The 11,133-nt window shown below is 43.8% G+C and carries 9 protein-coding genes; all 9 read right to left on the bottom strand.

Annotated features, from left to right (window positions below):
* Positions 1 to 209: 209 nt before the first annotated feature.
* Entirely contained in the window at positions 210 to 1,505 is a 1,296-nt protein-coding gene (spoIVB, locus tag AM500_RS09570; protein WP_053599005.1) for a SpoIVB peptidase, read from the bottom strand.
* Positions 1,506 to 1,631: 126 nt separating this feature from the next.
* A complete protein-coding gene (recN, locus tag AM500_RS09565) occupies positions 1,632 to 3,320 on the bottom strand; it encodes a DNA repair protein RecN (RefSeq protein ID WP_053599004.1) in 1,689 nt (562 codons plus the stop codon).
* A gap of 16 nt (positions 3,321 to 3,336) precedes the next feature.
* A complete protein-coding gene (gene ahrC / locus AM500_RS09560; RefSeq protein ID WP_053599003.1) occupies positions 3,337 to 3,786 on the bottom strand; it encodes a transcriptional regulator AhrC/ArgR in 450 nt (149 codons plus the stop codon).
* A 344-nt stretch (positions 3,787 to 4,130) separates the two neighbouring features.
* Entirely contained in the window at positions 4,131 to 4,982 is an 852-nt protein-coding gene (locus AM500_RS09555; RefSeq protein ID WP_053599002.1) for a TlyA family RNA methyltransferase, read from the bottom strand.
* A gap of 4 nt (positions 4,983 to 4,986) precedes the next feature.
* Complete coding sequence (gene dxs, locus AM500_RS09550) at positions 4,987 to 6,879, bottom strand: 1-deoxy-D-xylulose-5-phosphate synthase (RefSeq protein WP_053599001.1); 1,893 nt, start codon at positions 6,877 to 6,879, stop codon at positions 4,987 to 4,989.
* Positions 6,880 to 7,371: 492 nt separating this feature from the next.
* Entirely contained in the window at positions 7,372 to 8,259 is an 888-nt protein-coding gene (locus AM500_RS09545; protein WP_269432578.1) for a polyprenyl synthetase family protein, read from the bottom strand.
* Positions 8,260 to 8,263: 4 nt separating this feature from the next.
* Positions 8,264 to 8,497 carry an exodeoxyribonuclease VII small subunit gene (locus AM500_RS09540; RefSeq protein ID WP_053598999.1) on the bottom strand — a complete coding sequence of 78 codons (234 nt, stop codon included), beginning with the start codon at positions 8,495 to 8,497 and terminating at the stop codon, positions 8,264 to 8,266.
* Positions 8,490 to 9,848: an exodeoxyribonuclease VII large subunit gene (xseA, locus tag AM500_RS09535; protein ID WP_053598998.1), complete on the bottom strand. Its 1,359-nt coding sequence runs from the start codon at positions 9,846 to 9,848 to the stop codon at positions 8,490 to 8,492. The genes AM500_RS09540 and xseA overlap by 8 nt, the downstream gene beginning before the upstream one ends.
* Positions 9,849 to 10,256: 408 nt before the next feature.
* Positions 10,257 to 11,123 (bottom strand): bifunctional methylenetetrahydrofolate dehydrogenase/methenyltetrahydrofolate cyclohydrolase FolD, encoded by an 867-nt coding sequence (gene folD, locus AM500_RS09530; RefSeq protein ID WP_053598997.1) that lies wholly within the window; start codon positions 11,121 to 11,123, stop codon positions 10,257 to 10,259.
* Between the last annotated feature and the right edge of the window lie 10 nt (positions 11,124 to 11,133).

Raw genomic sequence — 11,133 nt, 5'->3', positions numbered from 1 at the left:
ATGAATTAACATCTCATGGGCTTATGCGATTCCACAAGGAAAAAATATTCCAAGAATAATTGTTGGACGATATTATGCGTTAGTATAATTGAGGATCAGGATTTTTCGAACAAGTCTTCGGGCCATTCACTTCAATCAGCACTGTTATCACTTCGTAAAATAAAATGAAAAAAGGCCCGCTTATGGGCCTCTAATCCAACCAAAATCACTCAGCTTGCTTTTGATTCCGGCTTTTCATATATGTCAATTCCCGCTTCCGAAAGCATCCATTCGATGTGCACCCCATAACCAGAGGTGGGGTCGTTTACAAATACATGCGTTACCGCACCGATTAGTTTCCCGTCCTGGATGATGGGACTGCCACTCATCCCCTGGACAATGCCGCCAGTCTTTTGAAGAAGCTTCGGATCGGTCACCTTAATGACCATTCCCTTTGTTGCAGGGAATTTTTGCGGAATCGTGCTTACAATTTCAATGTTGAAGGTTTCCACTTTGTCGTTATCGACAACAGTAAGAATTTGCGCTGGCCCTTCTTTTACTTGATGAGATAAGGCGATTGGCATCGGCTTATCTATGATGCCGTTATCGATATCCCTATTCAATTTGCCAAATATCCCGAATGGGCTGTTTCGCTTTATATTTCCGATAATTTGCTTATCATCAGAAAACCTTGCAAGCTTTTCGCCAGGGTTTCCATTAGATCCTTTTTCTATTGAAGTGACAGTAGAGCGTAAAATTTGGCCGTTTTCCACTACAATTGGCTTCTTGGTGTCCATATCTGAGATGACATGTCCCAAGGCTCCATATTTCTTTGAATCAGGGTGGTAAAAGGTCATAGTCCCAATACCTGCCGCTGAATCCCGGATATATAGGCCGAGCTTATAGTTATCCGCACCTTTTTCCTTTAATGGCATTAGATTGGCTTTAACCTTTCCATTTTCCCTGGTAATCGAAAGTTTGAGCGCTTTTCCAGTCTTGCCAGCTTCCTGAACCAACGGTGCTACGTCAGCCATTTTTTCAATTCGCTGTCCATTGATCTCAGTAATTATATCTCCCACTTTGATCCCGGAAAGTTCTCCTGGTGATTTACGTCCGTTTGAGGTGTCAACTTGATGATGCCCCACAACCAGGACTCCAACAGAATTCAGTTTTACACCAATAGATTGGCCACCCGGATACACCTTAAATCCTTTGAGCACCTTTACATCGACTTTTTTGATTGGAATGCCTGCGAGGTCGAGGACAACTGAGCTTGCGCCTGAATCCTTTGCAGATAAGGAAACCTGTTGGTCGGTCTGGTTCAGGACAATGTTATCCGATTTCGAGACAACCGAAGCGGTTACAGGTAATGCTTTATCAAACGAGAACTCCTGTCCCTGAAAAACAGTTATCTCATTTGGTATTTGGAGATAGCTTTGGAATGGTTTCCAGCTAGTTAAAGCAATAATTGAAACAAGGAGAATTCCACCGATTATTTTTCTAATTAATCCTAAATTCAAATTCATCACTCTCCTCGCTTCTAATGCTTGCTGCTTCTTTCTTTAAAAATGGCTACAACTATAATTTTGCCGGGTTCTGATTCATTTATAACCACAAGAGAAATAAAAAAGCTACCCAAAATGGATAGCTTTTCATGAATTCTTTATTTGTGAGGCTAATGTAAGGAGTTCTTTGGCATGTTCCTTTGTCAAGTCAGTAATTTCGACACCAGAAATCATCCTGCCAATTTCTTCGACTTTCTGTTGTTCATTTAGAGGCACAACCGATGTTTTCGTTCTTCCACCTTTTGTAACCTTTGATATAAAAAGATGCGTATCAGCCATGGCAGCTACTTGAGGCAAGTGGGAAATACAAAGAACCTGGGATCCGCTGGCAACCCGAGAAATTTTTTCGGCGATTGACTGTGCCACCCTTCCACTGACTCCAGTATCCACTTCATCAAATATAATTGACGTAACTCCCTGATGCTTTGAAAAGATGCTTTTTAGAGCAAGCATAATACGGGAAAGTTCGCCTCCTGAAGCGACCTTTGAAAGTGGCTTCAAAGGTTCGCCGGGATTGGTGGAAATAAAAAATCCAACCTTGTCAACGCCGCTGCGGGTAAAATTCTGGGACTCCCGTCCAAAACGGATTTCAAAGACCGTTTTTGCCATATAAAGGTCTTTCAGTTCTTTATGGATCAGTTTGGTCAGCCTGTCCGCCCATCTTTTTCTTAAACTGGTGAGCTTTGCCGCTTCATTAGTCAATTGGCCATTTAGCTTTGAAAGTTCTTTTTCAAGCTTTCCAATATGGGTTTCCTTGTTCTGAAGGGCATCAATCTCAACCTTGATTTTTTCTTGATAGGCAAGAATTTCTTCAATGGTCCTGCCGTATTTCCGTTTAAGCTGGTTAATTTCAGTTAGCCTGTCTTCTATTTCACTCAGACGCTGAGGATCATATTCGAGTGTGTCGAGACTATTACGGAGCGTGGAGGCAGTATCTTCAAGTGCGTAGTAGCTGTTGGAAACCGATTCCGCCATTTCTTTATATTCCGTATCGAGAGCTGCTGCATCCTCCAGGCTGCCCATCGCTTCACCAGCCCAGTCAAGCGCCCGGGAATCACCTTTCAAGGCAGTATACGCAGCCTGAATCGCCTCATAAATCTTTTCAAAATTTCCAAGGCGGTGTTTTTCTTCAGCCAACTCTTCGTCTTCATTTTCCTTAAGGCCGGCATTATTTATTTCTTCTAGCTGGAATTGTATTAAATCCAGGCGATGGGCCATTTGCTGTTCATTTTCGCTTAGCTTTCGCAGCTTTGATAGTGTTTCTTCATATTGCCGATAAATTGACTGATATGCGTCAAGTGCAGGTTGAATATCATTTGAGCCAAATTGGTCCAGTAACGGCAGGTGCAACGCATCATTCATCAGTTCCTGGTGCTCATGCTGCCCGTGGATATCGACAAGTGTGCCGCCTATCTCCCTCAAAACAGATAAAGTAACTAATTTTCCGTTGACACGGCAAACGCTTTTCCCGCTTAAAAATATATCGCGCCGGATGACAACCATTGAATCCTCAATTTCAATACCGAACTCTTCAGCTTTCTCTATACATGGGTGGTTTTGGTCATCAAGTAAGAATAGACCTTCAATTTCTGCCTTTTCCTCCCCATGGCGTACAAATTCTGATGAACCTCTGCCGCCGACCAGCAAATGGATTGCATCGATGATAATCGATTTTCCCGCACCCGTTTCCCCTGTCAAAACAGTTAGCCCCTTCTCAAATGAAACAGAAAGGGCTTCTATAATAGCAAAGTTCTTTATTGATAATTCGGTTAACAAAAAGCATTCCCCCAAGCTAAAGCATTTCCAGGAATTTGTCAGTAATCGCCTCGGTATCCTCGGTCGTCCTGCAAATGATCAAGATTGTATCATCTCCGCAAATCGTTCCTAAAATTTCTTCCCAATCCAGATTATCTATGAGTGCACCTATGGCCATTGCATTTCCGGGAAGTGTCTTCATGACGAGTAGATGGCCAGCCGAATCAATGCGTACAAATGCATCCATCATCGTTCGTTTCAGTTTTTGAAGCGGGTTAAATCTCTGGTCAGCAGGCAAGCTGTATTTATATCTGCCATCCTGCAGCGGTACCTTGACCAGATGCAGCTCCTTAATGTCCCTTGAAACAGTTGCCTGTGTAACGTTAAATCCGGCAATTCTAAGTTCATCCACCAGGTCGTCCTGGGTTTCAATGTCATTGCTCGTTATAATTTCCCTGATTTTAATATGCCGCTGGCCTTTGTTCATTCTATTTCACCCCATCAGACAATCAAAACATTTTTGTATGTTTATACATTTTGTCGGTTCTACCCATATGTTAGCTGATTTTGGCGCAGTTGTGCAATCATTCATGTGAAAAATTAAGGTATTTATCTGAATAATATAGTTTGGACCGCCTTTTTAAAGTTTTTTATCAAAAAAACATTACTGCTCCAACTTTGGTTGCAATCCATTTATAGAGAGTTTCCCGACTTCCTAGCCAGAAAGGCAATACTATTATTATCTCCTATTAAATCTGCCTCATAAATTTAAAAGGCGTATTAATAAGCTTATGAAAAAAAGCTGTCCCAGAGGGCCGTCATCAAACGGCCTCATGGTGCAGCTTCTTCATCGGTTTTCTTGGTTTTGAGGATAGCGTGTGCTTCCTTTACAACTTGTTCCGGAGTGATATTCAAGAGGTTTTTTCCTCCATCATCTTTTCCGTCCCATTTCAGGTGAAGCAAAAATTCGATATTTCCATCCCCGCCTGTTATAGGTGAATACGAGAGGCCTGCAACATTGAAGCCTTCCCCTAACGCAAGCCCAATTGTTTTCTCCAGAACCATCAGATGGACTTTTTCGTCTCGAACAATTCCTTTTTTCCCAACCTGTTCCCGGCCAGCCTCGAATTGCGGCTTAACAAGCGCAATTACATCACTGCCAGGCACTAGAAGCGTTGCAAGAACAGGAAAGATAAGTGAAAGCGAAATAAACGAAACATCGATTGTCGCAAATTCAGGCATGCCCCTTTCCAAATCGGCAGGTGTCACATACCTGAAATTTGTCCGTTCCATTACGACAACACGTTCATCCTGACGAAGCTTCCATGCCAGCTGGTTATAACCTACATCAAGGGCGTAGGACATTTTTGCCCCATTTTGCAGAGCACAATCCGTAAACCCACCTGTAGAGGAGCCGATATCGAGCATCGTTTTGCCTTTGACTTCTACATCGAAAACCTTCAAGGCCTTTTCTAGCTTCAGGCCTCCTCTGCTGACATAAGGAAGCAGGTTCCCTTTTATAGTCAACGGAAGGTCAGTACTAATCTTTTCACCGGGCTTGTCAAGCCGTTCTTCATTTGTGTATACCAGGCCTGCCATGATTGACCGTTTAGCTTTTTCGCGAGTTTCTGCAAGGCCCCTCTCAACAAGCAGAACATCAAGCCTTTCCTTTTTTGCCTTCATACGATTACGCCCTTTGCTGCTTTTTTGCAGCCAATACGGACAGCCGGCTGATTGCCGAATCAACTGTAAAATCTATTTCTTCAAGCAGGAGATCAACGCTGCCATGTTCAATAAATTGATCAGGTATCCCCATCCGATCAATGACAGCCTTGAAAAATCCATGATCATGCGCAAACTCAAGCACACTGCTGCCAAATCCACCTTGAAGGACTGCTTCTTCAATTGTTAAAATCGGCATGCCTTTTCCAAGTATTTCAGTCAGCATTGCTTCATCAAGCGGTTTAATAAACCTTGCATTCACTACCTTAACCGATACCCCGCGTTTTTCCAGAGCTGCAGCTGCTTCCAAAGCCATAGGTACAGTCGTACCGAACGTTAGGATTGCAGCATCTTCACCTTCTTTCAGGACCTCCCATGAGCCAATTGGAATTTGTTTCAACTCTTCATCCATCGGCACACCGATTCCATTTCCGCGCGGGAACCTCATTGCGATTGGACCATCGTCGTACTTAAGCGCCGTATTGACCATATGCTGCCCTTCATTCTCATCCTTTGGCATCATAAGTACAAGATTAGGAACATGCCTTAGAAAGGCAATATCGAATACTCCCTGGTGGGTTTCACCGTCAGCACCAACGAGGCCGGCACGGTCGATTCCGATAAAGACATTCAAATTTTGTCTGCAGATATCATGGACAACCTGATCATAAGCCCGCTGCAGGAAAGTTGAATATATCGCCAAAAACGGTTTCATATTTTGGGTAGCAAGCCCGGCAGCAACAGTCGTTGCGTGCTGTTCGGCTATCCCTACATCAAACATTCTGTCAGGGAATTCCGACGCGAAGCCTTCAAGCTTAGAACCGACTGGCATAGCTGGTGTAATCGCTACAACCCTCTCGTCCTCCCTGGCAATTTTTCGAACAGTCTCAGCGACCAATCCGCTCCAGGATGGCGGAGAAAAAGCAGGTTTTACAAAATCACCCGTCTCCATCTTGTAAGGACCGGTTCCATGCCAGGTACCGATTTTATCCGATTCAGCTGGATAGTAACCTTTCCCCTTCTTGGTAATAACGTGGATAATGACAGGACCTTCTGTTTTTTTTGCATAAGCAAGATTTTCAAACAGGTCATCAAAATTATGGCCATCGACCGGCCCTAAATAGGTAAAACCCATCTCCTCAAAAAACATGCCGGATACCAGCATATACTTCAGGCTGTCTTTTACCCTCTCTGCAGTTGCAGCCAGGACGCCTCCAACAGCGGGTATCTTTTTAATCAAAAGTTCTAGCTCATCTTTTACCCCATTATACTTCCCTGAAGTGCGCAAGCGGCCCAATACATTGTGGAGCGCGCCTACATTCGGGGCAATTGACATTTCGTTGTCATTCAGAATGACAATCATGTTTTTCTTTTCATGCCCAATATGGTTTAAGGCTTCAAGAGCCATTCCGCCAGTAAGTGCGCCATCGCCGATAACAGGAAGAATAAAGCTGTCCTCTTTCTTTATATCCCGTGCTATCGCCATTCCCATTGCGGCAGACAGGGATGTTGAACTGTGGCCTGTTTCCCAAACATCATGCTCGCTTTCGGAACGCTTTGGAAAACCGCACATTCCCTTAAATTGGCGCAGCGTATCAAAGTCGCATGCACGCCCTGTTAAAATTTTATGAACATAAGACTGATGTCCGACATCCCAAAGAATTTTATCCTTAGGGCTGTCGAAGCATTTATGGAGAGCAATTGTCAGTTCTACTACACCAAGGTTTGGGCCGATATGGCCACCCGTTACTGATAATTTCTCAATCAGAAACTGGCGGATTTCTTTACTTAACTTCTCTAGTTGTGGATTGGTCATCCTTTTTAAAAAGGAAGGATCTTTTATAGATGTTAGATCCAAATAGGATCACTCGCTTTCATGCTTATTCTGCCCGAAGTTTCTTAACTCTTTTATTATATAGGAATGGGCAGATTCCTCAAGAAAATCTCGACAATTTTGCTTCGTATAACACTAAAATCGTGACAAGACTATCACATATTTTATTAAAAGTTAAATGACAGCATTGTTGAATTCCGCTGCAGACGCTTCGCTTTCCACGGGCGGTCTGGGAGCCTCCTCGGCGCGAGGCGCCTGTGGGGTCTCCCACTGACCTTTTCTCCCGTTAGGACGTTGAATAACCTACCCCGAAAAGGCATCGCAGGAGAAAATGCGGTCTTTGCATTTTCGAACGAGTCTTCGCGTCTTCCGCTCCATTCAACAATGCTAATAAAATCAACAATATCCATTAACACAGTTTATTAAAAAACTAGCCGCTACCACTAGCGTGTTAACGGCATAATCATTGTGTTCATAATTCTATCATACTTGCCTTTCAGCCTCAATTAACCAAGTTTAATTGTTCCTGCTTGCAACCAATGAAGCAATTTCCCTGAGCATTGCTGTGTCCAGCCCGGTTGCTGTCAAATGCTCATTTGCCAAAGTGCTTTGTTTTTCAAGAGCCTGTTTGGCCCCTTCAAGTGTCAATAGTTTTGGGTAAGTACTCTTTTCATTCAGGGTATCACTTCCAACTCGTTTGCCAATTGTCGCTTCGTCCCCGATTACGTCCAGGATATCATCACGAATTTGAAAGGCGAGGCCGAGATGATGGGCAAAAGCTGACAAGCTCTTAACCTGTTCCTCTGTGGCTCCCGAAAGAACAGCACCAGCAAAAATACTGAATTCCAGCAGCCTGCCTGTTTTTCTAATATGGATGGATTCCAGTTCCTCAAGAGTTAAATCCCGCCGCTCTCCTTCCATATCAGCAACCTGCCCGCCTACCATTCCTTCTGCTCCCGAAGCCTTGGAGAGACCTGTCATGAGCCTAACCTTTACTTCCGGTGACGCATATGGCAAGTTTCCAATTAACTCAAAGCTTTGGGTTAACAGCGCATCACCGGCAAGGATTGCGATTGCTTCTCCAAACACTTTATGATTTGTTGGCTTTCCCCGTCTCATGTCATCATCATCCATGCTTGGGAGGTCATCGTGAATAAGGGAATACGTGTGAACCATCTCAATTGCAGCTGCCGCTTTCACACCGTCTTCAGGATTTTTGCCAAACGCATCCATGGCTGCAAAAGTGAGCATTGGGCGAATCCGTTTGCCTCCGGCATTCAAGGAATAACTCATGGACTCCTTTAAAGATGCTGGAGCCTCTAATGCATGGACTGCAGTCCTGAGCTCTTCTTCAACAAGCTGTTTATATTTTTTTGAAAAAGCTTCAAAACTCTTGTTGTCCAATGTATTATTCCTCCCCCTGTATGGTAAAGCTTTCTCTCCGCCCATCTTCTGTAATAATTTGCGTAAGCTGTTCCTCAACATTTTTTAATTTATCATGGCATAGTTTTGATAATTCCATTCCTTTTTTGTAAAAGCTGATTGCTTCCTCCAGTGGTACATCCCCTTCTTCTAGCTTTGAAACGATGAGCTCGAGCTGCTCCATCGCCTGTTCAAATGTCAATTCTTTTTCTTCATTCATTTTTAGGTTCCTCCACTTTCTCCTGAACCCTGCAAAGCAGGCTTCCGTCTGTAAGTTTGATTGTTACCCTATCATCTATATCTGCTTGTTGTATTGTCTTAATTAAACGATTGTCCTCGGTATAGGCAAGGCTGTAGCCGCGTTCCATGATTTTTAACGGACTAAGGGCCCCTAGTGAGGCAACAGTTTTACCAAATTCCGCTTTTTTACTGGCAAGAATAACATTCATCGCCCTTATCAGTTCCCTTTCAGACCTTCCATGCCGGCTGCTGGCTTCTGTAAGAAGCTGGCGTGGATTATTTCTTTCAAGCCTTCGTGTAACCTGGGCATGTGTATCTCTTTTTAGAGTTGCCAAGCGGTATGTACCCCGATTTAGATTTTCCGTAAGCCTGTCCAATTGTTCAAGCTTTTGCTCATACAATCTCCTTGGATAACGGAACGCATAGGAGCGTTGAATCCGATCAAGCCGGGTTTTTTGAAAGCTGAATTTTTCCTTCATAGCCCGAATAAGCCTTCCTTGCCGCTGAAGAACCCGTTCGAGGAGTTCATCAATATGGGGAACTGCCAATTCCGCCGCTCCTGTCGGGGTTGGCGCCCTAAGGTCAGCTACGTAGTCAGCAATTGTGAAATCAGTTTCGTGTCCGACTGCAGAGATAACTGGAACGGTGGAAGAGTAGATTGCCCTGGCCACTACTTCCTCATTAAATGCCCAAAGCTCTTCAATGGAACCTCCACCCCTGCCGACTATAAGGACATCTGCCTCTCCATCCTGATTGGACCTGATTATGGCGTCAGCAACCGATTTTGCAGCATACTCCCCCTGGACAAGCGCCGGATAAACAAGCAGCCTTGCAATGGGGTAACGCCGCTTAATCGTTGTGATGATATCCCTGATTGCAGCACCAGTAGGAGATGTGATTATCCCAATTGTTTTAGGGAACAAAGGGAGCCGCCTTTTCCTGTCTGTCCGGAACAGCCCCTCAGCCTCAAGCTTCTTTTTTAACTGTTCATAAGCAAGGAACAATTCGCCGATGCCATCCGGCTTCATTTCCTTTATATAAATTTGATACTGGCCACTCGCCTCGTAAACGGAAACTTCTCCCCTGGCAATGATTTTCATCCCATTTTCCGGCGCAAATTTCAAGCTTCTGGAATTGCTGGCAAACATGACAGCAAGAATTCTGGAGCGCTCGTCCTTCAGGGTTAAATACATATGCCCGCTGGAATGCTGCTTTAGGTTGGAAATTTCACCTTTGATAAAAATATCCTGCAAATGCGGATCCGCATCAAATTTCCTCTTTATGTACTTTGTCAGAGCAGTAATAGTTAAATATCGGTTATTATCCTGCATGGGAATGTACTCCCCTTCAATAAAATCTAAAAATTTTTGGCTATGTTAAACAAGCCTGTAGATTTCCACTCCGTTTTGGCTGTCGATTAGAATCCTTCTTAACGGTTGCTGGTTTTATGGGGCCGAATTCAATCCAATGCTCCCCATCCCAACTAGTTTATTAAAAAAACCTTTAAAAAAACAGCCCCTTCCATTATAAGGTCACATTTCTCATTCGTCACGAATAAGAAATTCAACCCTTAGGCAAGAGGCTTTTCCTTACTTTATCCTGGTTCTAAGGACTTTTCACTTTAAAGGCCAAGTGTTCCTAAAGATCCGAGTGCTGAACAAGATTTCCCATTGGTTCAGTATTCGGGCTTTGCAAGACTGACCATCAGTGAAAGGTCACCATTGATGGAATATTTACATTTATGCCCTTGAAAGCACAGGCTTTGACTGGCTCGCTGCTTTCAAAGTATTAAATAATAGCATTGTAATGGTCATTGGCCCTACTCCTCCAGGAACAGGGGTTATATAGCCTGCCTTTTCAGCAACCTCTTCAAAATGCACATCCCCGCAAAGTTTACCTGCTTCATTTCTGTTAATTCCAACATCAATGACTGCTGCGCCTTCCTTGATGTGGCTTGCGCGGATAAAGTTTGGTTTTCCAATTGCTGATACGAGGATATCTGCCTGGCGAGTGTGGAATTCAAGATCCTTGGTCCTTGAATGGCAATATGTAACAGTAGCATTTTTGTTGAGGAAAAGCTGTCCCGCTGGTTTTCCGACAATATTACTCCTGCCGACTATAACTACATGCTTTCCGGTTATTTCAAGGCCGATTTCCTCCATTAAAACGAGGATACCGTATGGTGTGCATGGAAGGAAGGCATCCTGCCCGGTCATCATCCGGCCAATATTTATCGGATGGAAGCCATCGACATCCTTATTTGGAGCAATTGCCTCAATTACTGTTTTTTCCTCTATATGTGCAGGAAGCGGAAGCTGTACAAGGATGCCATGAACTTTTTCATCATGGTTAAGTTCTGATATTTTTTCCAAAAGCTGCTCCTGCGAGATAGATGCGGGAAGTTCAAACATAAACGAATTGATACCAGCTTCATTGCAGGCTTTTTCCTTGTTTTTGACATAGGTCCGAGAAGCATGGTTATCTCCGACTAGAATTACAGCTAGTCCAGGGTGGATGTCCCTCTCTTTTAATTCCTTAACCTTTTGGGCAATTTCCTGCCGTTTCTTCTTGGCAATTTCTTTACCATCAATCAATTTAGCTGCCATCCCGATTCCT

The organism is Bacillus sp. FJAT-18017, from assembly GCF_001278805.1.
Lineage (GTDB): Bacteria > Bacillota > Bacilli > Bacillales > Cytobacillaceae > Bacillus_D.
Note: the sequence above shows the minus strand (reverse complement) of the source record. Positions and strands in the feature narration are given on the sequence as shown.

Bases quoted from the DNA above. Each gene is read 5' to 3' on its own strand.
- folD (WP_053598997.1), bottom strand. From the start codon at position 11,123: ATGGCAGCTAAATTGATTGATGGTAAAGAAATTGCCAAGAAGAAACGG.
- ahrC (WP_053599003.1), bottom strand. From the start codon at position 3,786: ATGAACAAAGGCCAGCGGCATATTAAAATCAGGGAAATTATAACGAGC.
- AM500_RS09540 (WP_053598999.1), bottom strand. From the start codon at position 8,497: ATGAATGAAGAAAAAGAATTGACATTTGAACAGGCGATGGAGCAGCTC.
- xseA (WP_053598998.1), bottom strand. From the start codon at position 9,848: ATGCAGGATAATAACCGATATTTAACTATTACTGCTCTGACAAAGTAC.
- spoIVB (WP_053599005.1), bottom strand. From the start codon at position 1,505: ATGAATTTGAATTTAGGATTAATTAGAAAAATAATCGGTGGAATTCTC.
- AM500_RS09555 (WP_053599002.1), bottom strand. From the start codon at position 4,982: ATGAAGGCAAAAAAGGAAAGGCTTGATGTTCTGCTTGTTGAGAGGGGC.